Origin of the sequence: Microbacterium aurugineum (assembly GCF_023101205.1) — a bacterium.
In the GTDB taxonomy this organism is placed as follows: Bacteria; Actinomycetota; Actinomycetes; order Actinomycetales; family Microbacteriaceae; genus Microbacterium; species Microbacterium aurugineum.
On record NZ_CP078078.1, the window covers coordinates 854,936 to 880,780 of the forward strand.

Below are 25,845 nucleotides of genomic sequence, written 5' to 3' on the forward strand. Positions count from 1 at the left end.
CCGAATCGAGACCGGGATCAGTTCCGGGCCGTGAGGGTGAGCAGCGTCGCCTCGGGGCGGCACGCGAAGCGGACCGGGGCGTAGATCGAGTGACCGCACCCCGCGCTGACGTTGAGCGGGACCGTGCGCCTGCCGTGCGACCAGGTGCTGAGGCCCTTGGCCTGTTTGAGCGGGATATCGCAGTTTGCGACGAGCGCACCGTATCCGGGCAGGCAGACCTGACCGCCGTGTGTGTGGCCGCCGAGGATCGCATCGGCGCCGAGGTCGGTGAATCCGTTGAGCACGCGCTGGTAGGGGGCGTGGGTGACGCCCAGCAACGGTGTCGATGCGTCGCGCGGACCGAGGGCACCGATCGCGTCGGGGAGCACATCGAGGCGGTCCCAGTCCCGGTGCGCGTCATTCACGCCGAAGGCGTCGACCACCGTGCCGGCGACCGTGAGGCGCGCTGCGGAGTTGTTGAGGTCGGTCCACCCCAGCTCGTCGGTGAAGTACCGGTCCATCGCCGCAGTGTCCAGCGGCGTCGGCTCATGGTGCTTCTTCGACGGACCGAGGAAGTAACGCAGCGGGTTGCGCGGGGAGGGAGCGGTGACGTCGTTCGACCCGTGCACGAAGACGCCCGGGATACCGGCGAGCGGATCGAACGCCCGGCGGATGCCGGCGAGGCCGTCGAGGTGGCCGAGGTTGTCGCCGGTGTTGACGATCAGATCGGGCTTCAACTCCGCGAGCGATGCCAGCCAATCCTGCTTCCGATGCTGCCACGGCGCCATGTGCGCATCCGAGAGGTGCAGGATGCGGATCGGAGCTGAACCGGCGGGGAGGGCGGGGGCGGTGACCTCGCGCACCGTGAACAGGTAGCGCTCGATGCCGATGCCCCAGACGGCGGCAGCAGCACCGACGGCCCCCACCGCGCCGAGCGCGATGAGGGCCGGGTGGGCCGTGCGGCGCGAGGCTACTCGCACGTCACTCGCACGGCGGTGGACTTGCTCGTGGCGGTGCCGGGTGCCGGATCCGTGGAGCTCACGACAGCGTTCGGCGGGTTGCACGAGTTGTCGAAGTCGATCGACGTGAAGCCGGCGGCACCCAGCGCGGCCGCCGCGTCCGCACGGGACATCCCGGCCAGGTTCCCCGGAACCGTGGTCCCCTGCCCGTTGCTGGGGGAGATCGTCACGGTCGTGCCTCCTGCGGCCTGCCCGGAGGGGTCCTGGGCGACGACGATGTTCGTCGGCTGGTCGCTGTCGACAGCCGGCCCGTCGGTGACCGAGAAGCCTCGGCTCTCCAGCGTCGACCGCGCTTCGTCCATCGTCATCCCGACGACGTTCGGCACCTCGGTGAGTACCCGCCGGGTCAGGTTGTTGTCGGGGCGGGGGAAAGCGTCTCCGCCGTAGGCGCCGTTGGCCGCAGCCTGCGCTGCCTTCGCCAGCGGGTACCGCATGTTGTTGAGCAGGTGGTCACCGGCTCGCTTCTGGTAGATGTCGGACTGGCCCTTCCAGCGCCCGGCCCACACCGCGGTCGTGACCTTGGTGCTGGACTCGATCATCATGGTCGACCAACGGTCGTGGGTTCCGGTCTTGCCGATGAGCGGGGTTCCGTCGAACGGGTTGGCGCGGGCACCGGTGCCGCCGCCGGACATCACACCCTGAAGCGCGTAGGCGGCGGTCGCCGCGACCTCCTTCGAGATGACGCCGTCGGTGCAGGACGACTTCGGGAGCTCGCGGTCCTTGCCGTCGGGGCCGACCACGCGGTCGATCGCACGCGGTGTGCAGTACTTGCCGCCGCTGGCGACCGTGGCGTAGGCGTTGGCCATGGCGATCGGGGAGATGTTCTTCGGGCCGAGCACGTCGTACGGCACGTTCTCGTCCGTGACCTTCTTGCCGCTCGCGAGGGTGACGCCCATGCGGTCGGCGACCTGGTTGATCTCGCAGATGTCCAGCTTCGAGGCCATCGCGAAGTAGCCGCTGTTCAGGGACTGTCGGGTGAAGTCCATGACGCTCGCGGTGTAGCCGCCGCCGCCGCCGAAGTTGCCGATCTCCTTGGTGTTGGTGGTCTGTGGGCTCTCGCACACGGGGATCTTCAGGTTCGTCTGCACCCGGCCGTTGAGGACCTCGTTGACGGAGTGGCCCTTCTCGAGCCAGTCGATCAGGGTGAAGAGCTTGTAGACCGATCCGACCTGGAACCCGCCCGAGTTGCCGTGCGTCGTGTCTCCGGCGAAGACCAGCGAGCTCTTCGCCAGGTCGTCCGTCGTGGTCTCATCGAACTGCGTGTTCTGCGTGATCGACAGGATGCGTCCGGTGCCCACCTCGATCGATACTCCGGCAGCACCGAAGTAGTCGTTGTCGTAGTTGGCCGGCACGATGTCCTTCATCGCCTGCGCGGCGGGGTCCTGGATGCGGTAGTCCAGCGAGGTGTAGATCTTGAGGCCCCCGCGACGGAGCAGGTCGGCCCGGTCCTGCGGCTCCTTGCCGAATGCCTCGTCGTTCAGCACGATCGACTTCACGTACTGGCAGAAGTAGGCGTTGGCGCCCGCGGAGGCACAACCCTGCGTGGGCGGGTTGAGCGAGGGAGTGATCTCGGAGGCGTCGGCCTCGTCGTACTGCGCTTGGGTGATCTTGCCGTCCGCGAGCATGCGGCCGAGCACGTAGTGACGCCGATCCTTCGTGAGGGCGTAGCCGCTCTCGGCAGTGTTGAGCGCCTCACCCTTCGAATTCGTGATGGTGCCCTCGGGCTTGTCGATGCGGTACGTGTTGGGGTTCTGCACGATGCCCGCCAGCGTCGCCGCCTGCGCGACCGTGAGCTTCGCCGAGGTCGTGTTGAAGTAGTAGTTGGCCGCGGCCTCGATGCCGTAGACCGTTCCGCCGAAGTTCGCGATGTTCAGGTAGCCGAGGAGGATATCGTTCTTCGAGAACTCCTTCTCGATCTGGATCGCGTAGCGCATCTCCTGGAGCTTGCGCTCGATGCCGTCGGCGCCCGTCGCGTTCGTCGCGTCCTTCCAGCACTGCTGCAGATCCTCGTTGTGCGTCTCCGAGGTCGTGTCGACCTTCTGCTCGCACTCCTGGATCAGCACGTTCTTCACGTACTGCTGGCTGATGGTCGATGCACCGCGGCTGGAGGTGCCGCGGACGTTGTCGATCAGCGCCTTCACCGTCGCGCCGACGTTGACGCCGCCGTGGCTGTAGAAGCTCTTGTCCTCACTGGACAGGATCGCGTCGTAGAGCACTGGGGAGACCTGCTCGTAGGTCACGGGCACACGATTCTGCTCGTAGAACGACGCGAGGGCGACGTTCTTGCCGTCGGGCGTCGTGGCGTAGATCGTGGACTGCTCCATCGGCGTACCCGGGTTGAGGTTCTCGGGGAGCTGGTCGAAGAGCGTGAGGGCCTGGGTGCCGGCGAGGCCGGTCATCGTGAGGACGGGCGTGACGCTCGCTGCGACCAGGAGTCCGGCGACGGCACTCAGCCCGACGAGCCCGACGAGTCCGCCGAGCACGCCTCTCACCGTGCGATTCTTTTGGGGCATACGCTTGATCGTAGGGGAGTTCCCTGAATACCGCCTTTGACGAGCCCGACGCGGAATCACGGCGTCGCGCCCCGATCGACAGGAGTGCCATGACCACGTGGGAGTACCTCACCACGCCGCTGCTCATCCACAACACCGCCGCGATCCTCAACAACTGGGGCAAGCAGGGCTGGGAGCTCGTCCAGGTCGTGCAGGGCCCCGAGGGTGGGCTCGTCGCCTACCTCAAGCGCCCTGTCACGGCCGAGGCTTCTGCCAACGCCGGCCTCGCTGCGGCGGAACAGGCCGCCCGCCAGTTCGAGGGGGAGCAGGCATGACCGTCGCTTCCCGCCTGGCCGAGCTCGGCATCGAGCTGCCCGCGGTCGCCGCACCGGTGGCCGCCTACGTGCCCGCGGTCGTGCACGGCGGGCTCGTGTACACCTCGGGCCAGCTGCCGTTCGTCGAAGGCGCGCTCCCCGCCGTGGGCAAGGTCGGTGCGGAGGTCTCCGCCGAGGATGCGAAGACCTACGCGCGGACCTGTGCGCTGAACGCCCTCGCCGCGGCAGCGGATGCCGCGGGTGGACTCGACCGCATCGCCGGTGTGCTGCGCGTGGGCGGATTCGTCGCCTCCGCCGAAGGCTTCACCGGGCAGCCCGGGGTCATCAACGGTGCCAGCGATGTGCTCGGCGAGATCTTCGGGGACGCCGGACGCCACGCCCGCGCAGCCGTCGGCGTCGCGGAGCTTCCCCTCGGCAGTCCGGTCGAGGTCGAGGTGGCCTTCCGCCTCGCTTGACCCGCCGCCCCGCCCGCGTGCGGGATCGAAAACGCGCCTCCCGGAAGCCCGGGAGGCGCGTTTTCGATCTTTCAGGGGCTTACTTCACCTGGGCCGAGATGATGCTCATCACTGCGGTGTCGGCGAGGGTCGTCGTGTCACCGACCTCGCGGCCTTCGGCCACATCGCGCAGCAGACGGCGCATGATCTTGCCGGATCGCGTCTTGGGGAGTTCGCCGACGATGTAGACGTCACGCGGACGCGCGATGGCGCCGATCTGCTCGCCGACCCACAGCCGCAGCAGCTGGGCGAGTCCGGCGGGCTCATGCGCCGCGAGGTAGCTCTCCTTGATGATGACGAACGCCACGACGGCCTGCCCGGTGGTCTCATCCGATGCCCCGACCACGGCGGCCTCGGCGGTGGCTTCGTGCGCCACCAGCGACGATTCGATCTCGGCGGTGGACAGGCGGTGGCCCGACACGTTCATGACGTCGTCGACGCGCCCCAGCAGCCACAGGTCGCCGTCCTCGTCGAGGCGGGCCCCGTCTCCGGCGAAGTAGTAGCCCTGGTCCTCGAACTTCTCCCAGTAGGTTTCGCGGTAGCGCTCCGGGTCGCCCCAGATTCCGCGCAGCATGCTCGGCCAGGGCTCCGTGATGACGAGCAGGCCGCCGTTGCCGTTGCCGACTTCGACACCGCTCTCGTCGACCACATCGATCGAGATCCCGGGCAGCGGCACCTGGGCGGACCCGGGCTTGGTCTCGGTGACGCCGGGGAGGGCGGAGACCATGATCGCTCCGGTCTCGGTCTGCCACCAGGTGTCGACGATCGGGGTCTTGCCTGCGCCGATGACGTCGCGGTACCACATCCACGCCTCGGGGTTGATGGGTTCGCCGACCGAGCCGAGCAGGCGCAGCGACGACAGGTCGAACTTCTGCGGGACGCTGCGGCCGATCTTCATGAAGGAGCGGATCGCGGTCGGCGCGGTGTAGAAGATGGAGACCTTGTACTTCTCGATGATCTCCCACCAGCGGCCGGGGTGCGGGGTGTCCGGCGTGCCTTCGTAGAGCACCTGGGTCGCACCGTTCGCGAGCGGGCCGTAGGCCACGTAGCTGTGCCCGGTGATCCAGCCGATGTCAGCCGTGCACCAGAAGACATCGGTCTCGGGGTGCAGGTCGAACACGTATTTGTGCGAGTACGCCGCCTGGGTGAGGTAGCCGCCGGAGGTGTGCAGGATGCCCTTCGGCTTCCCGGTGGTCCCCGAGGTGTACAGGATGAAGAGGGGGTTCTCCGCCGGGAACGCCGATGCGGTGTGCTCGGACGACGCTGCGGGGACGACGTCGTGCCACCAGACGTCGCGGCCCTCGACCCAGTCGACGTCGTTCTCGCCGCGCTTGACGACCAGCACGTGCTCGACGGTCTGCTGCTCACCGTCGCCCCGATCGGCCAGTGCCTGGTCGACCGCGGGCTTGAGCGCCGAGACACGGCCCTTGCGGTATCCGCCGTCCGCCGTGATCACCAGCTTCGCTCCGGCGTCGTCGATGCGTGAGCGCAGGCTGTCGGCGCTGAATCCGCCGAAGACGACCGAGTGGATGGCGCCGAGACGCGCGACCGCGAGCATCGAGGCGATCGCCTCGGGGATCATGGGCAGGTAGATCGCGACGCGGTCGCCCTGCCCCACTCCCAACCCTTCGAGCACGTTGGCGACACGCTTGACCTCGTCGGTCAGCTCGGCGTAGGTGATGCGGCGGGAGTCGCCGGGCTCTCCTTCCCAGTGCAGCGCGACGCGGTCGCCGTTGCCGGCCTCGACGTGACGGTCGAGGCAGTTGTACGCCACATTCAGCTCGCCGTCGTCGAACCACTTCGCGAACGGCGGATTCGTCCAATCGAGCACCTGCGTGAACGGCTTGTGCCAGTGCACGAGTTCGCGGGACTGCTCTCCCCAGAAGGCCTCGCGATCAGCCGCGGCGCGCTCGTACAGCTCCGGCGAGGAGATGGTCTGGGCGATGAATTCCTCCGACGGCGGGAATCGCCGGGTCTCATCGAGAAGGTGGTCGATCTGGCTGCTCATCGGCAGGCGCTCCTTTGCGGCATTCGGTCGTTCGAGCATGGTCGTGGGGTGGACGACCAGGTCAGGGTGAATCTATCCCCGCGGACTCCCCTCGAATACTGCCGAAAGTCGGTAGTGGTTTCGGTTTTGTGAGGACGGTTGCCTTGCGTACACTCGACGACAGCCGAGATCTCATTCCGGCCTTGGTGCGCCCGATTCCCCCGATCGTGGCCCACCGTGGGCGGCATCTCATTCCCCCCGTGAGGTGTCGCCCATTTCGTTTGGGAGCGCTCCCGCGTGACGGCTCCCGCGATGCCCGATCGACTCCTGCACGGGCGTTGCCGGATGGCACTTCTACACAGGCCTCGCTCCGCCCGTACTCGACCACGTTCTCGTGCCGGGGGTGCCGCCTAGCGTCGCTGTATGCCCGATTCGTTCGTCATCCAGCCCCGGGGAGCGGCCTCCGCCCGGACGGACTCCCTCCTCGACCCTTTGCACCTCGATCCCGCGTTCGGTCCCCTTCTCGCCCACATCGACGACACCGTGACCGATGTCTTCGTGAACGGCACGGCCGGGCTGTTCGTCGACCGCGGCAGCGGCGCGGAACCGGCGACGCAGTGGCGGGCCTCCGAGCGAGAAGTCAGGGATCTGGCGGTCGCTCTCGTCGGTCTTGGCGGACGACACCTCGATGATCAAGCGCCGTGCGTGGACGTCCGTCTCGCTTCCGGCATCCGCGTGCATGCCGTGCTCGCGCCGGTCTCGACGACGGGAACGGCGCTCTCGATCCGCATCCCGAGGGTGCGCGCGGCGGATCTCGCGGCGCTCGCCGCCGTCGGCGCCTTCGACGCGCGCCAGCAGGCCTGGCTGCTCGGGCTCGTCGCCGACCGGGCGAACATCCTCATCACCGGGGGCACCGGAACGGGAAAGACGACGTTGCTGTCCGCGCTGCTCTCCGAGGTCCCGCCGACCGAGCGCATCGTCACGATCGAGGATGTGGCGGAGTTGCGTCCCCGGCACCCGCACCACGTCGCGCTCGAAGCCCGCCAGGCGAATCTGGAGGGGGCGGGCGGGATCACCCTTGCTCGCCTGGTGCGGGAGTCCCTGCGTATGCGGCCCGATCGGCTGGTGGTCGGGGAGTGTCGAGGGGAGGAGGTGCGTGAGTTGCTCAGCGCGCTCAACACCGGGCACGACGGGGGAGCGGGCACGATGCACGCCAGCGGTCTGCGCGACGTGCCCGCCCGACTCGAGGCGCTCGGTGCGCTCGCGGGAATGGATGCCACCGCGCTCGCACGGCAGGCGGTGAGCGCGTTCTCCGTGGTTCTCCATCTCGATCGAACCCCGGATGGTGTCCGTCGGATACGCCAGGCCGGTCGCCTCGTGCTCGTGGCCGATCGCCTGGATATCGAGGAGGTGTCTCCGTGGTGATCCGACTCAGGCAGGCGCACCGCAATGAGTCGGCAGGCGCCGCGGAAGCCGCGACATCGGTGCAGACGCTGGCGGTGCTGTTGCAGGCGGGCGCGGTTCCTCTCACTGCGTGGCGACATCTCGCAGGCACCGGCGACCCGCATGCGGTGGCCGTGGTCGGGCGGGTCGACGAGGGCGTCCCTCTCCTCTCGGCGATCGAAGCCGAGCGGGGGGCGTGGACCGATCTCGCAGCCGCGTGGGAGATCGCGACGACCGTCGGCGCACCTCTCGCGGAGGTGCTCCGGATCATCGCGGAGTCGCTGCGCGATGCCGCCTCGGCAGCCGACGACGTCCGCATCGCCCTCGCGGAACCCGCCGGAACAGCCCGTCTGCTGCTCTGGATGCCGCTCGCGGGGCTCCTTCTCGGATTCGCGCTCGGCTTCGACACCCTCGGCGTCATCGTCGGCAACCCCCTCGGCGCCGGGTGCGTGGTCGTGGGCCTGCTCCTGGTGCTGGCGGCGCGACAGTGGACGAAGGGACTTCTGCGGCAGGCGAAGCCAGGGCCGGGCACGCCAGGGATGCGCGCGGAACTCGTGGCCGTCGCGCTCGCCGGAGGAGCGTCCATCGACCGGGCGCTTGCACTCGTGGACGACAGCTCCGCTTCCGGAGGGAGTGACGAGCGGATCCGCGCCGTGCTCGATCTGTCCCGAGCGGCGGGGGTGCCCGCGGTGGAACTGCTCCGCGCGTCCGCGGCGCAGGACCGCCATGCCGCTCGGGTCGGAGGCCGTCTCCGCGCGGCGAAGCTCTCGACACGACTCCTGATCCCTCTCGGAGTGTGCACCCTGCCGGCGTTCCTCCTGCTCGGTGTGGCCCCGATGCTCCTGAGCGTCCTGTCATCGACACCCTTGCCGTTGTGATCGCCCCCGTGGCTATCCGTCCTCCATACGAACATCTCAGAGAAAGAAGGAACACCATGACGACCATTCCCCGACTCGACCGGCGCAGGGCGGCGATGCTGTTCGGCGACGACACCGGTGCGGCCACAGCGGAGTACGCGATCACGACCATGGCGGCTGTCGCGTTCGCCGGTCTCCTCGTCGTGATCATGAGATCCGATGAAGTCCGCGGCATCCTGACGGATCTCGTGCGGCGCGCCCTGACCGTGTCGTGAGGAGGCTGCGGATCATGGCCCGGCGGCGACGACGGACGACATCGCTCATCACCATCGGGGGAGAGCGGGGATCGGTCGCGGCAGAGCTCGCGCTCGCCGTGCCCGCTGTGGTGCTGGCGCTGCTGCTGGGCGCGGGTGCGCTCGGAGCGGCGTCGCGTCAGGTCGCGCTGCAGGATGCGTCGGCCGATGCCGCTCGCCTGCTCGGTCGGGGAGAAGGACTCGGCGCCGCGGAGGGGGTTGTGCGTGCGGCGGTCCCCGGCGCCGGGGTATCCGCGTCGCGCCGCGGTGAGCTCGTCTGCGTCACCTCGTCGGTGGAGGTCTCGTGGGGTGCGGCGGTGCGGATGCCCTTGCGGGCGTCGAGCTGCGCGCTCGACGGAGGACTCTGATGGCGGGCACGGCGCTCGCTGCGGGCGTCCTCGCCGTGGCGGCCGCGCTGTCCCTCGGCTTGGCGGCCGTGGCCGGTGCTTCGGTGACGGGGCAGCGGGCGGCGGCCGCTGCGGATGCCGCGGCACTCGCCGCGGCCGATGCCGCCAGCGGCGCCGTGCCGACCTCGACGGAGCCGTGCGCCCTCGCCGCGACGGTCGCAGAGGCGGCCGGTGCCGACCTCACCGGATGCGTTCTGGAGGGCTTCGTGGCGACCGTGGAGGTGCAGGCGGCGTACGCTGGACTCGCAGCCGTCTCCCGAGCCCGTGCCGGGCCACCCGAGGGACAGTGACGGCCGCGCGACCTCGCTCACTGTGAATGACCCCACACAGTGGTGTGTATGGTGTGCTTCGAAGAAAGGACGCACCCTTGGCTGAAGGCAAGAAGCTCGTCATCGTCGAGTCCCCGACGAAGATGCGGTCTATTCAGGGATACCTCGGCGACGGCTACGAGGTGCTCAGCTCCGTCGGCCACATCCGCGACCTCGCCGACAAGAAGGACATTCCGGCGGAGGACAAGCAGGCCTACGGGAAGTACTCGATCGACATCGACAACGGGTTCGACCCGTACTACGTCGTGTCCGATCGCAAGACCAAGACGGTCGCCGAGCTCAAGCGCGCCCTCAAGAGTGCCGACGAACTCCTGCTCGCGACAGATGAGGACCGCGAAGGCGAGGCGATCGCCTGGCACCTTCTGGAGACCCTCAAGCCCAAGGTCCCGGTCAAGCGCATGGTCTTCCATGAGATCACCAAGGATGCGATCCAGGCGGCCGTCGGCAACACCCGCGAGCTCGACCACGACCTCGTCGATGCCCAGGAGACCCGCCGCATCCTCGACCGTCTGTACGGCTGGGACGTCTCCCCGGTGCTCTGGTACAAGGTCAAGACCGGAATCTCCGCAGGACGCGTCCAGTCGGCGGCGACCCGACTCATCGTCGACCGGGAGCGTGAGCGCATGGCGTTCACCTCCGCCGAGTACTGGGACGTCGACGCCGCAGCCGCGGCGACCGGCACGTCCTTCAAGATCCGCCTCGTCCGCGTCGACGGCGGCCAGCTCGCACGAGGCGCCGACTTCGACGACGACGGGAAGCTCAAGAAGGCCGTCGTCGTCCTCGATGAAGCCGCGGCTTCCGCTCTCGCCGAGGCGATCGACGCGGTCGGCTCCGGCTCCGTCACCAAGGTCGAGGCCAAGCCGGGAACGCGCAGCCCCTACGCGCCCTTCACGACCTCGACGATGCAGCAGGAGGCCGGGCGCAAGCTCTCCATGGGAGCCAAGCAGGCGATGGGTGTCGCCCAGCGGCTGTACGAGAAGGGGTACATCACCTATATGCGTACCGACTCCACGTCGCTGAGCACCCAGGCGGTGCAGGCGGCGCGGAGCCAGGCGGTGGCCCTCTACGGTGATGCCGCCGTGCCGCTGAAGCCGCGGGTCTACAAGTCCAAGAGCAAGAACGCGCAGGAGGCGCACGAGGCCATCCGTCCCTCGGGCGACAACTTCCGGACGCCGGCATCGCTGTCGTCCGAGCTCGATCGCGATGAGCAGCGCCTCTACGACCTCATCTGGAAGCGCACGGTTGCCAGCCAGATGGCCGACGCGAAGTACGAGACCACCACGGTCACCATCGCCGTCGATGCCGCGGGGAAGAAGGCCGAGTTCACGGCGTCCGGAACCGTCTACACCTTCAAGGGCTTCCTCGAGGCCTACGAGGAGGGGCGGGACGAGAAGCGCGGTGACGCGGATGCCGCAGAGAACCAGTCGCTCCCGGCCGTCGCCGTGGGCGATCAGCTCGCGGTGTCGGACGCTGAGGCGAAGGGCCACCGCACCACGCCGAAGCCGCGCTACACCGAGGCTTCGCTCGTCAAGGTGCTCGAGGAGAAGGGCATCGGTCGTCCCTCCACTTTCGCGTCGATCCCCGAGACGATCCTCGACCGCGGCTACGCCGTCAAGCGCGGCCAGGCCCTGGTGCCGACGTGGCTGGCGTTCAGCGTGGTGCGTCTGCTCGAAGAGCATTTCGCGGACCTCGTCGACTACGACTTCACGGCAGCGCTCGAAGACGACCTCGACACCATCGCGCGCGGTGAACAGAACCGTGTCGAATGGCTCAAGTCGTTCTACTTCGGCTCGGACTCGCACGTCGGTCTCCGTCAGGTCGTCGACAACCTCGGCGAGATCGATGCGCGTGCGCTGAACTCCACGCGCATCACCGACACGGCCACTCTCCGCTTCGGCAAGTACGGCCCGTACCTCGAGGTCGCCGACCCCGAGAACCCGGAGGCGAAGCCGCGCATCGTGAACGTGCCGGAGGAGCTGGCGCCCGACGAGCTGACAGCGGAGAAGGCACAGGAGCTCATCGATGCTCCTGTCGCGGGCGACCGTGTGCTCGGGGAGAACCCGGCGAACGGCAAGATCGTCGTCGTCAAGGACGGCCGCTTCGGGCCTTATGTGCAGGAGAACGATCCGGTGGCGGAAGACGCCGCGATCGATGAAGCGACCGGAGAGGTCGTCGAGGCCCCGAAGCCGAAGCGCGGAGCGAAGAAGGACGCGGCACCCAAGCCGCGGACGGCATCGCTCTTCCGTTCGATGTCCGTCGATGAGATCGACCTCGACACGGCGCTGCAGCTGCTCAGCCTCCCGCGCGTGGTGGGTGTCGACCCGGAATCCGGTGATGAGATCACGGCGCAGAACGGCCGCTTCGGTCCGTACTTGAAGAAGGGCACCGACTCCCGCTCCCTCGAGAGCGAGTCGCAGATCTTCAGCATCACGCTCGAGCAGGCGCTCGAGATCTACGCGCAGCCGAAATACGGTGCCGGTCGACGGGCGTCGAGCGCGCTCGCCGAGTTCGAGGCCGATCCCGTCAGCGGCAAGCCGATCCGCATTCGCGACGGTCGTTTCGGGGCGTACGTCACCGACGGAGAGACCAACGTGACCATCCCGCGTGGTCAGACCGTCGAAGACATCACCTTCGAGATCGCGGTGCAGATGCTCGCCGACAAGCGCGCCAAGGGGCCGGCCCCCAAGCGGGGAGCAGCGAAGAAGGCTCCGGCGAAGAAGGCGCCAGCCAAGAAGGCGGCGGCCAAGGCGACCTCCGCGAAGAAGGCTCCCGCGAAGAAGGCCCCGGCGAAGAAGGCCCCGGCGAAGAAGACGACAGCGGCGACATCGGCCGCGCGGTCGGCGGCGGCGAAGAAGGCGGCGGCCACCCGTGCGGCGAACGCGGCCGCGAAGGCCGCCGAGAAGGCGGACTCGTGACCTCAGGCCGCGGGGTGTGGATCACACTCGAAGGCGGCGACGGGTCCGGCAAGACCACGCAGTCGAACCTGCTCGCCGAGTGGCTCGTGGCTGCGGGTCGCACGGTCGTGCGCACGCGGGAACCGGGCGGCTCCGAGGTCGGCCAGCTGATCCGTGACATCGTGCTGCATCACCGTGGTGACATCGCGCCGCGCGCGGAGGCGCTGCTGTACGCGGCCGACCGTGCGCATCACGTCGCGACCGTCGTGCGACCGGCGCTCGAGCGTGGCGACGTCGTGCTGCAGGACCGCTACCTCGATTCGTCCGTGGCGTATCAGGGAGCCGGGCGCGTGCTCGATGCGAAAGAGATCCGCGACCTGTCGCTCTGGGCCGCGGAAGGTGCCCTTCCCGACTTGACCGTGCTTCTCGACCTCGATCCCGCGGCAGCACGCACCCGTCTCGACTCGGCGGACAAGCCGTTCGACCGCCTCGAGGCCGAGCAGGAAGAGTTCCACGGCCGGGTCCGCGATGCCTACCTCGCGCTCGCCGACGCCGAGCCCGACAGGTTCCTGGTTCTGGACGCCGCTGCCTCTCCCGAGAGCATCGTCGAACGGATCCGCGCGCGGGTCGGAGAGCTGCTCGGCTGATCAGGCCGCGGCTCTCCGCGCGGGGAGGTCAGGGTCCCGACGAGGTCGGTGGTCCCGATTAGGCTGAGTACATGCCCCAGACCGTTCCCGCTCCCTTCCCGTGGGTGGATGTGTGGGGGCAGGACGCCGCGGTCGACACGCTCCGTGCCGCCGCCTCCGATCCCGCCGCGCTGTCGCACGCCTGGCTGATCACCGGTCCACCCGGATCAGGAAGATCGACCCTGGCCTATGCCTTCGCGGCCGCGCTGATTGCCGATCACCCCGACGACGAGAACGTGATGCGGCAAGTGCTGGCGGGCACGCATCCCGACGTCACCGCGCTGCGCACCGACAAGGTCATCATCACGATCGCCGAGGCCCGAGGCCTGGTGGAGCGCTCCTACTTCGCCCCCTCCGCCGGGCGATATCGCGTGATCGTGGTCGAAGACGCCGACCGCATGGTCGAGCGCACGTCCAACGTGCTCCTGAAGGCGCTCGAGGAGCCGCCGGAGCAGACGGTCTGGATCCTGTGCGCCCCCAGCGAGGCCGACCTCCTGCCCACGATCCGCTCTCGCGTGCGGTCGTTGCGGCTGACGGAACCGGACGTCGACGATGTCGCGCGTCTCATCAGCCTGCGCACGGGGGCGGACGAGGCCATCGCCGAGCAGGCCGCTCGGCACGCGCAGCGCCACATCGGCATGGCCCAGAGGCTCGCGACCGACGATGCGGCGCGCCGTCGCCGCGACGAGACGCTGCGATCCGTCCTCGGTGTACGCGGTGTCGGCGATGCCGTCGAGGTCGCCGGCCGGATCATCCAGGCCGCGACGGAGGATGCGAAGGCGCTCACGGCCGAGCGTGATGCGAGCGAACGCGCCTCCCTGCTGCGCACGATCGGCATCGCGGAGGGGCAGGCGGTGCCGCCGGCGCTGCGCACCCAGCTGTCCGCGCTCGAAGACGATCAGAAGAAGCGCGCCACCCGGAGTCTGCGCGACGGGATCGACCGGGTGCTCACCGACCTGCAATCGCTGTTCCGTGACGTCGTGATGCTGCAGTTCGACCGTGGCGGCGACCTCATCAACCGAGAACTCCGTCCCGAACTCGAGGAGCTCGCGGCCGTCTGGCCCGTGACCCGTACTCTTGTCGTACTTGACCACCTAGCCGAGACGCGGCAGTCCCTGGAGCGCAATGTCGCTCCGCTGCTCGCCCTGGAGAGCTTGCTCGTGACGATCGCGAGCGGGAGGAAACCGTGAACAACCGATCGACTTCCCGCTTCCGGCGTGCCCTCGGGGTCATCGCCGGCCTCGCCGCGGCTTCCGTCGCCCTCTCCGGCTGCCTCTACGCGATGATCCCCGAGCAGTCCTCGCGGCCGTCCACGACCGCCGCTCCCGATACCGAGGGTGTGGCAGAAGACCTGCTGCCGTTCTACTCGCAGGAATTGACCTGGACCGAGTGCGGCACCGGCTTCGACTGCACCGACGTCACGGCTCCGCTCGACTGGGAGAACCCGGCAGCGGGCGACATCACGCTCGCGGTCGTGCGCCACCGGGCGGAGGGGACCCCGGTCGGCTCGCTGCTGACCAACCCCGGTGGCCCTGGTGCCAGCGGTGTGGACCTCGTCCTGAACAACCTCGGATTCGCCGTCGGGGCCGACCTCATCGAGAACTTCGATGTGATCGGCTTCGACCCGCGCGGAGTCGGCGACTCGACCGCGGTGACCTGCTACGACGCCCCCGAGATGGACGACTACCTCTACGGCATCCCCGCCGCCGCCCGCGGTACCGCGGAGTGGGAGGCCGAACTGCTCGACGCGCATAAATCGTTCGCCGAAGCGTGCGATGCGAACAGCGGCGGGATCCTGCCCTACGTCACCACCGTCAACGCCGCCCGCGACATGGATCTGATCCGTGCCGTGCTGGGCGACAAGCAGCTGAACTACCTCGGCTACTCGTACGGCACATTCCTCGGCGCGACCTACGCCAAGCTCTACCCCGAGAAGGCCGGGCGTCTGGTGCTCGACGGTGCGATCGATCCCGCTGTCCCCGGCCTCGAGGTCGGCGCGACGCAGGCACTCGGTTTCGAATCGGCGCTGCGCGCCTACATGCAGAGCTGCCTCGACTCCGGGGAGTGCCCGTTCGCCGGAACGGTCGATGAAGCGATGGCCGATCTCGGAGCGCTGCTGGCGAGCGTCGATCGCACGCCGTTGCAGAGCGGAGACGGTCGACTCATGGGCGCGGACACCCTGCTGACGGGCATCATCGCGGCGCTCTATTCGCAGGACAACTGGGGATTCCTCACGCAGGCGCTCGATGAGGCTCTGCAGGGCGACCCGACCTCGGCGTTCCTCCTCGCCGACTTCTACAACAGCCGCGAAGACGGCGTCTACATCGACAACTCCACCGAGGCGTTCCGCGCATACAACTGCATGGACTACCCAGTGGAGGACGACCCCGCCGCGGAAGCCGCCATCGATGCCAAGATCGCCGAGGGTGCCCCGACCATCGCGCCGTATTGGAGCGGTCCGGATTCCTGCGAGGTCTGGCCCTATCCGCCGACCGGAACCCGGGGTGAGATCACGGCCGAAGGTGCGGGACCCATCCTGGTGATCGGGACGACCAACGACCCGGCGACCCCGTACGAGTGGTCCGAATCGCTCGCGGATCAACTGGAGGAGGGCGTTCTCATCACTCGCGTGGGCGAGGGGCACACCGGCTACAACAAGGGCAACATCTGCGTCGACGACGCGGTCGAGGCGTTCCTGCTCGACGACGTGGTGCCCGAAGACGGCCTCCGCTGCGAGTGAGACCGGCCCGATTCGCGAGCGAGCGCGAGACAGGGTAATATCGGTGATCGCGCCGCTCACGCGTCGCACGCCGCTTTAGCTCAGTCGGCAGAGCATTTCACTCGTAATGAAAAGGTCGTCAGTTCGATTCTGACAAGCGGCTCCGAAGGCCCCGTGATGCGAAGAACATCACGGGGCCTTTCCCGTCCCCACGGCGTAACCTCGAAGTATGAGTAGAGCGCTTCTCATCGTCGATGTGCAGAACGACTTCACCGAGGGCGGTGCGCTCGAGGTCGTGGGCGGTGATGCGGTGGCCTCCGCCGTCACGGGCTACCTCGCCGCGCACGCCACGGACTACGAGGTGATCATCGCCTCCCGCGACTGGCATGACGCCGAGGGGGACAACGGCGGTCACTTCGCCGAGACGCCGGACTTCATCGACTCCTGGCCGGTGCACTGCGTCGCCGGGACCCCGGGGGCCGACTACGATCCGCTCCTGGTGACCGATTCCGTGACCCACCACGTCCGCAAGGGTCAGGGCAAGCCCGCCTACTCGATGTTCGAGGGGGAGACCGAAGCACAGGAGACCGTCGGTGAGGTCCTGGCGGCGGCCGGCGTGCTCAGCGCGGATGTCGTCGGGATCGCGACGGATCACTGTGTCCGTGCGTCAGCGCTCGACGCGATCGCCCACGGTGTCCACGTCCGCATCCTGACCGACCTCGTCGCGGGGGTCGCTCCGGAGGCGAGTGAGACCGCGTTGGCCGAGCTCGTGCATGCCGGCGCGGAACTGGTCCAGAGCGCGGACGCGTGAGTCGTAGCGTCCTCCTGCTGCGGGCCGTGAACGTCAGCGGGCGCAACAGGGTTCCGATGGGGCGGCTGCGCGACGTGCTGGCAGCCGAGACGGACCTCGCCGATATCTCCACCTACATCGCCAGCGGGAACATCGTCTGCGCGACTCCACCGGATCCCGAGGCCGCACGCGCTGCTGTCCGTTCCGTGATCCAGCGCGAGTTCGGGGTGGACACGCCCGTGATCCATCGGACCCATGAGCAGCTGGTCTCGTCGGAGTCCGCGCAGCCCTTTCCCGAAGGGGATGTGACTTTCGTGCACGCGATGTTCCTCGAGGGGCGGCCTGCGAGTGGTGCGCTCGGAGCGTTGGAGGAACGCCTGCTCCCTGCAGAGCGCCTCGCTCTCGTCGACGACGACCTGTGGATCGACTACGGCGAAGGTGGCGTGCATTCCACGAAGCTGACGAAGGCGGTGCTCGACCGTGCGCTCGGCGTGGCGGGCACAGCGCGCAACCTCCGCACGATCCGCACGCTCATCGAGCTGGCCGCGTGATCGTCGACGTCTGAGCCTCAGTGCCCTGCACCACCGAGTTCCGCGCTCACCCCGACCGGCGGTGTGTGAGGGTGCGCCTGCAGGTCGACACGTCGGGATCCGCAGTCCGCACAGCGCACGTAGAGCACGACGCCCTCGCTCGTCGGGTGTCGGGATTCCACCCGCCAGCCGTGTTCATGGGTCGCGGTCTCCGGTCGGAGGCGGGGGATCGGGAGGGTGTTCGGCGAGGTCATGCATCCAGCGTGATGTAATGGTCTTATGCATCTCAACCCTTACGGCGAGTATGCGGTCCTGCTGGCCGCGTCGTTGGCGAACGACTGGCCCGAGGATCGCGCCGGCATCGAGGAGCGCACCCTCGCCCTCGGGATGACGCAGACATTCCCGCCGGCGCCCGAGGACCATGCGGAAGTCCGAGCGGTCATCGACGACTGGCTCGCGATCGTCGACGAGCCCGATGCCGACGCGAGGGCGCTGCTGCTGAACGCACAGCTCGCCGCCGCCGCCGCGTACCCGCGGCTGACCAACCACGACGGCGAGGGCTGGCACCTGCACTACCGCGATGACGTGCCGTCGCTGCCCTACGTGCTCCGGGCGATCATCAGCCTCGGCACGTCGCTGCATCTCGTCACCCGGGGAATGAGCAGGCTCGGGCGCTGCCAGGCCGCGCCGTGCACGAATGTCGTGGCGGACGTGACGCGCAACGGTAGCCAGCGGTTCTGCTCCGTGCGCTGCGCCAACCGTGCGGCCGTCCGTCGGCATCGGGCTCGCCTCTGAGGTCGAGGTCTCGGCCTCAGAGGCGCGGAATCAGGCCGTCTGGCCTGCGTGCTTCCCCTCGCCGATCTCCTCGACGAGCTTCGCGTTGAAGGCCGGGAGATCGTCGGGTGTGCGGCTGGAGACGAGTCCTTCGTCCACGATGACCTCTTCGTCGACCCAGGTCGCTCCGGCATTGCGGAGGTCGGTGGTCAGGCTCGGGTAGCTCGTGAGCGTCCGGCCGTCCACGACGTCCGCCTCGATGAGGATCCAGGCGCCGTGGCAGATCACGCCGACGGGCTTGTGCTGGTCGAAGAAGGCGCGGGCGAGCGCGATCGACGGCTTGTCGAGGCGCAGGTGGTCGGCGTTGACGACACCGCCGGGAAGGACGAGGGCGTCGAAGCTGTCGGCCGCCGCCTCGGAGGCGAGCAGGTCGACGGCTTGCTCGTGACCGTTCTTCCCTGTGATCGCCGCTCCCGCCGGGGCGATCAGTGTCGCGCTCGCGCCCGCGGCGGTGACCGCCTCCCACGGGCTGGTGAGCTCGCTGTCCTCGAATCCGTCGGTCGCCAGGAACGCCACTCGGTTGCCGGTGAGGGTCATCGTTCATCCTTTCGTGGGGAGTCGCCCGCGGATGCGGACGAGTCGACCCTCTCCCGGAACGAGCGAGGAGTGAAGGGGGTGGCCGGGGAGCGGGGCAGGATGCTAGAGGCGGAGTCGGGCGGTCGCGGAGCGCTCCCGTCGGATCGGAGTGGGGAGGCAGTAGCATCCAGCCATGCGCTTCCGTTCTGCCCTCGTCCTCGTGCCGGTGCTCGTGCTGCTCGCTGGCTGCGCTCCTGAGCCCGCGCCGAGCCCCTCGCCGACCGCGTCGACCGCCTCGCCTTCGCCGACGTCATCTCCGACCGACACGGCGACACCCCAGCCGACCGAGTCTGCGACGGCATTCGCGACCGCCCAACTGGTGGAACTGTGCACGCAGAAGACCCGGAGTCTCGCGCCGGATGCGACCTATTTCGCCGACATGGCGACCACGGAGTGGCTCGGCGGGCAGTCGCTCTGGTTCGTCGTGATCCCGAAGACCCTGGACGGCCAGGACAGTGTCGCGGTGTGCGCGATCGGCGGCACCCCGGACGCTCCGGTGTTCGACCTCGAAGGCGAGACGCTGCCGAGCGGCGTGGCCGAGATCCGTGACGAGCTGCTGGCAGGAGTGCACGACGCCGAATCCTGAACGGGTTCGGTGCGCTCGTGCTGCGGTGGGCCCCGTGGGGCTCGAACCCACGACCCGCGGATTAAAAGTCCGATGCTCTGCCGACTGAGCTAGAGGCCCCTGCGTCAAGTCTAGTGCGCAAGAAGAAGGGCCGTCAGCGACATGACTCCGCTGACGGCCCTTCTCTCCTTCTCAGGATCCTCCCCCTACTCCCGAGAAGGGCGTGCGTCGGGTGTCCTCCCACCCGACAGCGCCCGGCTTAGGATGCCGGGGGCATCAGGACCGTGTCGATGAGGTACACGGTCGCGTTCGCGGTCTGGACTCCACCGCAGATGACCTTCGCGTCGTTGACCATCAGGTCGTCTCCGCTGCCCGTGACCTCGAGCTCGGCGCCCTGCACGGTCTTGTGCATGCCGTCGATGTCGGCCGGCTCGATCTGGCCGGGGACCACGTGGTAGGTCAGGATCGAGCTCAGCGTGGCGCTGTCGGTCTTGAGGGCCTCGATCGTGGCCGGGTCGATCTTCGCGAAGGCGTCATCCACCGGTGCGAACACGGTGAACTCGCCGCCGTTCAGGGTGTCGACCAGGTCGACGTCGGGGTTGAGCTGTCCGCTCACCGCCGAAACCAGCGTGGTCAGCAGCGGGTTGTTCGAGGCTGCGACCGCGACCGGGTCCTGGGCCATGCCCTCGACGGATCCTGCGCCGTCCGGCACGGCGTCGGCGTATGCCGCGCAGCCGGGACCGACCAGGTTCGCCGCCGGGTCCATCTCCGTCGGCGTCGACTCCGACGTCTCCGGTGCCTTCGGCTCGGACGACTCGTCCGTGGTGCTGCCGCTGCCCATGGAACAGGCCGAGAGCAGGAATGCGCTCGCCAGGCCGAGGGTGATTGCCGCGGTGACCTTCTTCTTGGTGCTGAACATGTCGAGCTCCTTCAGAACTGAGCCACGGCCTCTCCGTGGCGTCGAGTGCTGTTCGGAGCCCCTGCGGCATCGGATGGGAAGAATCTCAGAAATCTTTGAAATCGCTCCGGCAGCGGCCTCGTCTGCGCGAGACCGGGGCGGAGATACGGCATGCTTATAGGGATGGTCATCGATGGGTTCGACGTTCCCGAGGACGGAGCGACGCAGGATGCTGTCGCCGACCTCATCGTCCGCGTCGCGTCAGGTGATCAAGCTGCCTTCGCGACTCTCTACGATCTGCTCTCCTCTCGCGTGTTCGGCCTCATCCTCCGTGTGCTGGTCAACCGCTCGCAGAGCGAAGAAGTGCTTCAAGAGGTCTTTCTGGAGATCTGGCAATCCGCTTCGCGCTTCGCTCCGAACAGAGGTCAGGGACGAGCATGGATCATGACGATCGCTCATCGCCGGGCCGTTGATCGGGTGCGTGCATCGCAGTCGAGCGCCGACCGAGACGTACGAGCAGGATTCAAGGACATCGGCGTCGCGCACGACAGTGTCGCGGAGCAGGTCGAATTGGGGATAGAGGGAGGGAAGGTCGTCGAAGCGCTCTCGGGGCTTCCGGAAGCGCAGCGCGAAGCACTCGTCCTCGCGTATTACGGCGGTTACAGTCAAAACGAGATCGCGGCCCTCGTGGGCGCGCCGCTGGGGACGATCAAGACACGGATGCGAGACGGGCTGACCCGTCTGCGCACGGCGATGGGGGTGACGGCATGAACGAGAAGGACTTCGTAGAGCTCGCGGCAGGTGCCGCGCTGCACTCGCTGTCTGCAGACGATGAGCGTCGGTATCTCGCTGCCCTCGCGGAGCACCCGGAATGGGAGGACACCGTGGATGAGGATGCTGCGACCGCTGCGTCACTCGCGGACCCCGTCGAACCGGTCACCGCTCCCGCGCACATCCGATCCGCGCTGCTCGCACAGATCGCGGACCTGCCCCAGGACGGCGGAACGCGGTCCGATCCGGATGCCACGTCGGCGATCACGGACGCCCCCGTCGCCACCCAGAGCGACGCCATCGACGCTCGTGCCGAGCAGAAGCCGAAGCAGCGCCGCTGGACGCGGAGCGTGTTCGCCCTGGCGGCGTGCCTGGCCGTGCTGGTCGGCGTCGGAATCGGTGCGGTCGCCCTCAACCAGCAACTGAATCCTCCCGCCAGCGTGGTCGCGCTGCAGGAGATCGAGGCCGCGGGAGACGCCGAGCAGGCGACCGTCGCCCTCGATGACGGGGGATCGGCGACCGCGCACTGGTCCGCCTCGGTCGGCAAGGCCGTGCTGGTCGCCGACGGCATCCCCACCCCTGCAGAGGGGGAGACGTACGAGCTCTGGTTCGTCCGCGGTGATGCCCCGGTCTCGGCGGGTGTGTTCGATGTGGACGGCGGCGACGCCACGGCGCTCCTGACGGGCGAGATGCAGGCGGGCGACGCGATCGCCGTGACCGTCGAGCAGGCCGGTGGATCTCCGACAGGCCAGCCGACCACGGACCCGGTCATCGTCATCCCCACGGCCTGATCGTCGTCGATCGCGCGTACCCTGGAGGGATGCCCGAGCAGCACCACCGCCCCGTGCGTCGCCCCACCACCGCCTTCGACAACATCGTCGGTTCACACGATCCCGCCGAGGAGACCCGTGTCGCGCACGCCACGGCTTCCGCGCTGCTGACCCGTGTGCGCGCGGATGAGAGCGGCGCGAGCGCCGAGCGACTCGTGGCCTTCACGGCCGAGCACGGCATCGACGAGATCGCCGAGCTCTGGTCGAAGGCGCCGTCGCGCACGCTTCCCGGAGCACTGTGGCGTCTCTACGTGCTGCAGCTCGCGATCCACGCCGACGCTCGTACGGCCGCACTGCTCTACGACCGGGGCCGCGTCGAACTGTCGTCGGCGGACACCGTGATCGCGGGTGCTCCGGTGCCGGCGGGTCCGGAGGAACTCGTCGCCCTCATCGACACCATCCTGCGCGGGGCCTTCCGCGGCGACTTCGCCGTGGCACTCGATCGCGCCGCCGCTTTCTGTCGTGTACAGGCGTCCGGTGCGACCCATACCGCCGACGACTACGAGCCGACGGAGCCTGCGCGCGCCAGCGAGCTCACGACGCGGGCACTCCGCTTGAGCAGCTACGCGCAGGATCTGGCAGCTTCGGCCGTGCTGTGGCGCACAGGAGCCCTCAGCTGAGCGGATCCTCACCGGGGAGCGCTGGTGCTTCCGCAGCGTTCGGCGCCTGGACAAGAAAAGACCGGGCCGCAAGAACGCCTCTCGGCGGAAGGCCGCTCGTAGCGGCAAAAAATGGAGCCCGGGGTTATGCGGCCCGGCCATTCAATTGTAACGCGATGCAGCCGTGGGTATTCCCGCCCTCTAGGCTCGGATCATGACCGGGCGCTTCGCATTCATGATCGATCCCGTGGACATCGAGGAGCAGCGCTCCGACTACGCCGACACGTTCACCCAGGTGGATGCGGCGGCGCCGGCGCTCAGCGTCGGTGAACTCAGTACCCAGCGGGGTGACGGCGTGTTCGAGTCCATCGGCGTCGTCGACGGGCACGCGCAGGAAGTGGTCCCGCATCTGGAGAGGCTCGCGCACTCCGCGCGCCTGTGCGATCTCCCCGCACCGAACCTCGCGCAGTGGCATCAGGCCATCGACGAGGCGGCGGCGCAGCTCGGATCCGGTGAGTCCGTCATCAAGCTCATCCTCAGTCGTGGCGTCGAGCACGGGCCCACTCCCACGGCCTGGGTCACGGCTGCACCGGCGCCCGACTTCTCCGCCGTGCGGGAGAACGGGGTGCGCGTCGTGACTCTGGACCGTGGCTACGACCTCGGTGCGGCCGAGCGGGCACCGTGGTTGCTGCTGGGCGCCAAGACCCTGTCGTATGCCGTGAACATGGCGGCCCTGCGTGAGGCTCACCGCCGCGGCGCGGACGATGCGATCTTCCTTTCGAGCGACGGCTTCGTGCTCGAGGCACCGACGGCTTCGCTGATCCTGCGGTTCGGGGACCGCTTCGTGACCCCGGCGCCGAACGGGGGCATCCTGCACGGGACGACCCAGCTCAGCATGTACGAGCACCTCGCGGCGCAGGGCTTCGAGACCGCCTACGACCGTATCCCGGCAGCGGATCTCCCGCGAGCGGATGCGGCGTGGCTGGTGTCGAGCGTCCGCCTCGCCGCAGCCATCACCGCGATCGACGGTGTCTCTCTCCCGGTGGACCCGAGCCTGACAGCCGACCTGAACCGCTACCTGCTCTCTCCCCGCGACTGAAGCCTCTCCTCGGTCCGGTTCGCTGGGCCGAAACGGAGAGCATCCGTCCGCACTGCGGTGCGCCCCACCAGACACGCCCTGACGTGCGCGAGACGTCTCTGTTTTGGCACGCCACACCCCGTGTCGGCGGAGCCACGCAGTCGTCAGAGGAGAGCCGGGGCGAGGTGTGCTCCGCGTGCGAGAGCACCCCGGATCGCGGCCTCCACGAGCGGCCAGTCGTCGATGATGAGCTCGTAGGTGAACCGGAGAGTCGTGTACCGGCGCGGCCTCGCCGACGCGGACGCGGCCCTCATCCCTGTGCATCACGCAGTCCTCGCACGCCGACCGGGGGGTTCCCGCGTTCCCCATCCAGACGTGGTGGACGGAAGGAACGAAGTCGCTGTGTTCCCTCCCGGTGCAGTCGTCGCCCACGACCCTCGGATATGCGAAAACCCAGACCATCGGGACTCAGAGCGGCGTGTCGCTGGGGGACACGCCGTCACGAGCGCGAATGGTCTGGGTTTTCGAAGTCCCCGCGCGAGGGGTCAGCCGAAGCGGCCGGAGACGTAGTCCTCCGTGGCCTGCACAGAGGGGGTGGTGAAGATCGACATGGTGTCGTCGTACTCGATGAGCTTGCCGGGCTTGCCGGTGCCGGCGATGTTGAAGAACGCCGTCTTGTCCGACACGCGCGAGGCCTGCTGCATGTTGTGCGTGACGATGACGATCGTGAACTCGTTCTTGAGTTCGCTGATGAGCTCTTCGATCGCGTAGGTCGAAATGGGGTCCAGGGCCGAACACGGCTCGTCCATCAGCAGGACCTGCGGCGACACGGCGATCGCGCGGGCGATGCACAGTCGCTGCTGCTGGCCGCCGGAGAGCCCGGAACCCGGCTTGTCGAGCCGGTCCTTGACCTCGTTCCACAGGTTCGCACCCGTGAGGGACTTCTCGACGAGGGCATCCTGGTCGCTCTTCGACATGCGGCTGTTGTTGAGCTTGACCCCGGCGAGCACGTTCTCCTTGATCGACATGGTGGGGAACGGGTTCGGCCGCTGGAATACCATGCCCACCTGGCGGCGCACGAGCACCGGGTCGACTCCGGGGCCGTAGAGGTCCTTGCCATCGAGCAGGACCTCGCCCTCGACGCGTGCGCGGGGGATGACCTCATGCATGCGGTTGAGGGTGCGAAGGAACGTCGACTTGCCACAGCCCGAGGGGCCGATGAAGGCTGTGACGCTGCGCGGTTGGATGTCGAGGGAGACGCCTTCGACGGCGAGGAAGTCGCCGTAGTAGACGTTGAGGTCGTTGACTTCGATGCTCTTGGACACGTGTTTCCTATTCCGGGTGGGCCGCCGCTCAGCGGCCGGCGAGCTTGGGTGCGAACAGCTTCGCGATGAGTCGGGCGAGCAGATTCAGCAGCATGACGATGAGGATGAGGGTGAGGGCCGCCGCCCAGGCGCGGGCGATCGCCGCGTCCGGGTTCGTGCCCTGGTTCATGTACTGGTTGTAGGCGAACACCGGCAGCGTCATCATCTGCCCGTTGAAGATGTTCGTGTTCAGGCTCTGGGTGAAGCCGGCAGTGAGCAGAAGCGGCGCCGTCTCTCCGATCACCCGCGAGATGGCCAGCATGATCGACGTCATGATGCCCGCGATCGACGTCGGCAGCACGACCTTCAGGATGGTGAGCCACTTCGGCACCCCGAGGGCGTAGGACGCCTCTCGCAGCTCGTTGGGGACGATGCGCAGCAACTCTTCGCTGCCTCGCACGACCACGGGGGTCATCAACACGGCAAGCGCGAGAGCTCCCATGAATCCCATCGAGATGCCCGGGCGCACCAGCAGCGAGAACACTGCGTAGATGAACAGACCCGCCACGATCGAGGGGATGCCGGTCATCACGTCGACGAAGAAGGTGATCGCCTTCGCGATCTTCCCGCGGCCGTACTCGACGAGGTAGATCGAGGTCATCAGGCCGATGGGTACGGAGATGACGGTGGCTGTCAGCGTGATGAGCACAGTGCCCCAGATGGCGTGGACGATTCCGCCGCCTTCGCCGACGACGTTGCGCATCGAGTAGGAGAAGAACTCCAGGTCGAAGCGCTCGATGCCGTTGGCGACGACCGTCCAGAGCAACGAGATGAGGGGCAGGAGCGCGATGAGGAAGGCTGTCGCCACCAGTGCGGTCATGAGCCTGTCGATCGCCTTGCGGCGACTCTCCGCGATGGACGAGATCACGGTGATGATCACCATGTAGATCAGGATCCCGCAGATCACGGTACCGACGATGTTGAAGTCGGCGAGGCTGGAACCGGCAGCGGCCACGGCGAAGATCGCGGCCGAGATGGTGAAAGATGCCGCGAGCAGCGCCCACGGAGCCCACTTGGGGAGCTTGCCCGAGGTGAGCGACGCGGTGCTCGCGGGAGCGGCGGTCAGGACGGTCATG

Annotated in this window: 28 protein-coding genes and 2 tRNA genes; 20 read left to right on the forward strand and 10 right to left on the reverse strand. The window is 68.2% G+C overall.

All coding sequences use genetic code 11. The features are described 5' to 3' along the window. Positions 1-17 precede the first annotated feature (17 nt). A complete protein-coding gene (locus KV397_RS04185) occupies positions 18-959 on the reverse strand; it encodes a metallophosphoesterase (RefSeq protein WP_261812237.1) in 942 nt (313 codons plus the stop codon). Continuing rightward, on the reverse strand, positions 950-3,511 hold the full coding sequence (locus KV397_RS04190) for a transglycosylase domain-containing protein (protein ID WP_261812238.1): 2,562 nt from the start codon (positions 3,509-3,511) through the stop codon (positions 950-952). Before KV397_RS04190 ends, KV397_RS04185 begins: the two co-directional genes overlap by 10 nt. 89 nt (positions 3,512-3,600) lie before the next feature. Here KV397_RS04190 and KV397_RS04195 point away from each other — a divergent pair, with 89 nt between their 5' ends. Together KV397_RS04195 and KV397_RS04200 are read left to right on the forward strand one after the other, a co-directional pair. Beyond that, positions 3,601-3,825 (forward strand): hypothetical protein, encoded by a 225-nt coding sequence (locus tag KV397_RS04195; protein WP_047521785.1) that lies wholly within the window; start codon positions 3,601-3,603, stop codon positions 3,823-3,825. Then, positions 3,822-4,280 carry a RidA family protein gene (locus KV397_RS04200; protein ID WP_131491405.1) on the forward strand — a complete coding sequence of 153 codons (459 nt, stop codon included), beginning with the start codon at positions 3,822-3,824 and terminating at the stop codon, positions 4,278-4,280. Before KV397_RS04195 ends, KV397_RS04200 begins: the two co-directional genes overlap by 4 nt. Before the next feature lie 79 nt (positions 4,281-4,359). Here the strand turns inward: KV397_RS04200 and acs are convergent, their stop codons facing one another. After that, on the reverse strand, positions 4,360-6,327 hold the full coding sequence (acs, locus tag KV397_RS04205) for an acetate--CoA ligase (RefSeq protein WP_131491406.1): 1,968 nt from the start codon (positions 6,325-6,327) through the stop codon (positions 4,360-4,362). 402 nt (positions 6,328-6,729) lie between these two features. Here acs and KV397_RS04210 point away from each other — a divergent pair, with 402 nt between their 5' ends. The 12 genes from KV397_RS04210 to KV397_RS04265 all read left to right on the forward strand — a co-directional run bounded on the left by KV397_RS04210 (position 6,730) and on the right by KV397_RS04265 (position 17,275). Next, positions 6,730-7,731, forward strand: coding sequence for a TadA family conjugal transfer-associated ATPase (locus tag KV397_RS04210; protein ID WP_261812239.1), 1,002 nt, complete (start codon positions 6,730-6,732; stop codon positions 7,729-7,731). Then, positions 7,725-8,627 carry a type II secretion system F family protein gene (locus tag KV397_RS04215; protein WP_194239282.1) on the forward strand — a complete coding sequence of 301 codons (903 nt, stop codon included), beginning with the start codon at positions 7,725-7,727 and terminating at the stop codon, positions 8,625-8,627. The genes KV397_RS04210 and KV397_RS04215 overlap by 7 nt, the downstream gene beginning before the upstream one ends. A gap of 56 nt (positions 8,628-8,683) precedes the next feature. Continuing rightward, positions 8,684-8,881 (forward strand): DUF4244 domain-containing protein, encoded by a 198-nt coding sequence (locus tag KV397_RS04220; RefSeq protein ID WP_047521780.1) that lies wholly within the window; start codon positions 8,684-8,686, stop codon positions 8,879-8,881. 14 nt (positions 8,882-8,895) lie between these two features. Next, the gene (locus KV397_RS04225; protein WP_261812240.1) at positions 8,896-9,267 is read left to right on the forward strand and encodes a TadE family type IV pilus minor pilin; all 372 of its coding nucleotides are present in this window, start codon (positions 8,896-8,898) and stop codon (positions 9,265-9,267) included. Beyond that, positions 9,267-9,596: a helicase gene (locus tag KV397_RS04230; RefSeq protein ID WP_261812241.1), complete on the forward strand. Its 330-nt coding sequence runs from the start codon at positions 9,267-9,269 to the stop codon at positions 9,594-9,596. Before KV397_RS04225 ends, KV397_RS04230 begins: the two co-directional genes overlap by 1 nt. Before the next feature lie 77 nt (positions 9,597-9,673). Next, positions 9,674-12,550 carry a type I DNA topoisomerase gene (gene topA, locus KV397_RS04235; RefSeq protein ID WP_261812242.1) on the forward strand — a complete coding sequence of 959 codons (2,877 nt, stop codon included), beginning with the start codon at positions 9,674-9,676 and terminating at the stop codon, positions 12,548-12,550. After that, positions 12,547-13,176 carry a dTMP kinase gene (gene tmk, locus KV397_RS04240; protein WP_131491411.1) on the forward strand — a complete coding sequence of 210 codons (630 nt, stop codon included), beginning with the start codon at positions 12,547-12,549 and terminating at the stop codon, positions 13,174-13,176. The genes topA and tmk overlap by 4 nt, the downstream gene beginning before the upstream one ends. Positions 13,177-13,247: 71 nt before the next feature. Next, complete coding sequence (locus tag KV397_RS04245) at positions 13,248-14,405, forward strand: DNA polymerase III subunit delta' (RefSeq protein WP_131491412.1); 1,158 nt, start codon at positions 13,248-13,250, stop codon at positions 14,403-14,405. Then, positions 14,402-15,955 (forward strand): alpha/beta hydrolase, encoded by a 1,554-nt coding sequence (locus KV397_RS04250; RefSeq protein ID WP_261812243.1) that lies wholly within the window; start codon positions 14,402-14,404, stop codon positions 15,953-15,955. The genes KV397_RS04245 and KV397_RS04250 overlap by 4 nt, the downstream gene beginning before the upstream one ends. A 69-nt stretch (positions 15,956-16,024) precedes the next feature. Next, positions 16,025-16,097 (forward strand) — tRNA-Thr (locus KV397_RS04255). 66 nt (positions 16,098-16,163) lie between these two features. Further along, positions 16,164-16,745, forward strand: coding sequence for an isochorismatase family protein (locus KV397_RS04260; protein WP_261812244.1), 582 nt, complete (start codon positions 16,164-16,166; stop codon positions 16,743-16,745). Then, positions 16,742-17,275, forward strand: coding sequence for a DUF1697 domain-containing protein (locus KV397_RS04265; protein ID WP_261812245.1), 534 nt, complete (start codon positions 16,742-16,744; stop codon positions 17,273-17,275). The genes KV397_RS04260 and KV397_RS04265 overlap by 4 nt, the downstream gene beginning before the upstream one ends. A gap of 17 nt (positions 17,276-17,292) precedes the next feature. Here KV397_RS04265 and KV397_RS04270 read toward each other — a convergent pair whose 3' ends face one another. After that, on the reverse strand, positions 17,293-17,508 hold the full coding sequence (locus tag KV397_RS04270; RefSeq protein ID WP_248570151.1) for a hypothetical protein: 216 nt from the start codon (positions 17,506-17,508) through the stop codon (positions 17,293-17,295). 25 nt (positions 17,509-17,533) lie between these two features. On the opposite strand from KV397_RS04270, the gene KV397_RS04275 reads away from it, so the two are divergent. After that, a complete protein-coding gene (locus KV397_RS04275) occupies positions 17,534-18,049 on the forward strand; it encodes a CGNR zinc finger domain-containing protein (protein ID WP_261812246.1) in 516 nt (171 codons plus the stop codon). A 30-nt stretch (positions 18,050-18,079) separates the two neighbouring features. Here KV397_RS04275 and KV397_RS04280 read toward each other — a convergent pair whose 3' ends face one another. Beyond that, positions 18,080-18,625, reverse strand: a complete 546-nt coding sequence (locus KV397_RS04280; protein ID WP_047521566.1) for a type 1 glutamine amidotransferase domain-containing protein — start codon at positions 18,623-18,625, stop codon at positions 18,080-18,082. Positions 18,626-18,797: 172 nt separating this feature from the next. Between KV397_RS04280 and KV397_RS04285 the strand changes: the two genes are divergently transcribed. Beyond that, a complete protein-coding gene (locus KV397_RS04285) occupies positions 18,798-19,250 on the forward strand; it encodes a hypothetical protein (RefSeq protein ID WP_261812247.1) in 453 nt (150 codons plus the stop codon). A gap of 26 nt (positions 19,251-19,276) precedes the next feature. Here KV397_RS04285 and KV397_RS04290 read toward each other — a convergent pair. Together KV397_RS04290 and KV397_RS04295 are read right to left on the reverse strand one after the other, a co-directional pair. Further along, positions 19,277-19,349: transfer RNA gene (locus tag KV397_RS04290), tRNA-Lys, on the reverse strand. 139 nt (positions 19,350-19,488) lie between these two features. Next, the gene (locus KV397_RS04295; RefSeq protein WP_248541178.1) at positions 19,489-20,148 is read right to left on the reverse strand and encodes a fasciclin domain-containing protein; all 660 of its coding nucleotides are present in this window, start codon (positions 20,146-20,148) and stop codon (positions 19,489-19,491) included. A gap of 150 nt (positions 20,149-20,298) precedes the next feature. Between KV397_RS04295 and sigK the strand changes: the two genes are divergently transcribed. From sigK to KV397_RS04315, 4 genes are all read left to right on the forward strand, one after another. Then, positions 20,299-20,898, forward strand: coding sequence for an ECF RNA polymerase sigma factor SigK (gene sigK / locus KV397_RS04300; RefSeq protein WP_208526474.1), 600 nt, complete (start codon positions 20,299-20,301; stop codon positions 20,896-20,898). Continuing rightward, the gene (locus KV397_RS04305) at positions 20,895-21,689 is read left to right on the forward strand and encodes an anti-sigma factor (RefSeq protein ID WP_261812248.1); all 795 of its coding nucleotides are present in this window, start codon (positions 20,895-20,897) and stop codon (positions 21,687-21,689) included. The genes sigK and KV397_RS04305 overlap by 4 nt, the downstream gene beginning before the upstream one ends. A gap of 29 nt (positions 21,690-21,718) precedes the next feature. Then, entirely contained in the window at positions 21,719-22,348 is a 630-nt protein-coding gene (locus KV397_RS04310; protein WP_047521556.1) for a hypothetical protein, read from the forward strand. 193 nt (positions 22,349-22,541) lie between these two features. Beyond that, a complete protein-coding gene (locus KV397_RS04315) occupies positions 22,542-23,426 on the forward strand; it encodes an aminodeoxychorismate lyase (RefSeq protein ID WP_261812249.1) in 885 nt (294 codons plus the stop codon). 143 nt (positions 23,427-23,569) lie between these two features. Here the strand turns inward: KV397_RS04315 and KV397_RS04320 are convergent, their stop codons facing one another. From KV397_RS04320 to pstA, 3 genes are all read right to left on the reverse strand, one after another. Then, a complete protein-coding gene (locus tag KV397_RS04320; RefSeq protein WP_165875387.1) occupies positions 23,570-23,719 on the reverse strand; it encodes a hypothetical protein in 150 nt (49 codons plus the stop codon). Positions 23,720-23,950: 231 nt separating this feature from the next. After that, on the reverse strand, positions 23,951-24,730 hold the full coding sequence (pstB, locus tag KV397_RS04325; protein ID WP_047521552.1) for a phosphate ABC transporter ATP-binding protein PstB: 780 nt from the start codon (positions 24,728-24,730) through the stop codon (positions 23,951-23,953). 28 nt (positions 24,731-24,758) lie between these two features. Next, positions 24,759-25,844, reverse strand: a complete 1,086-nt coding sequence (gene pstA / locus KV397_RS04330) for a phosphate ABC transporter permease PstA (RefSeq protein WP_261812250.1) — start codon at positions 25,842-25,844, stop codon at positions 24,759-24,761. Position 25,845 lies beyond the last annotated feature (1 nt).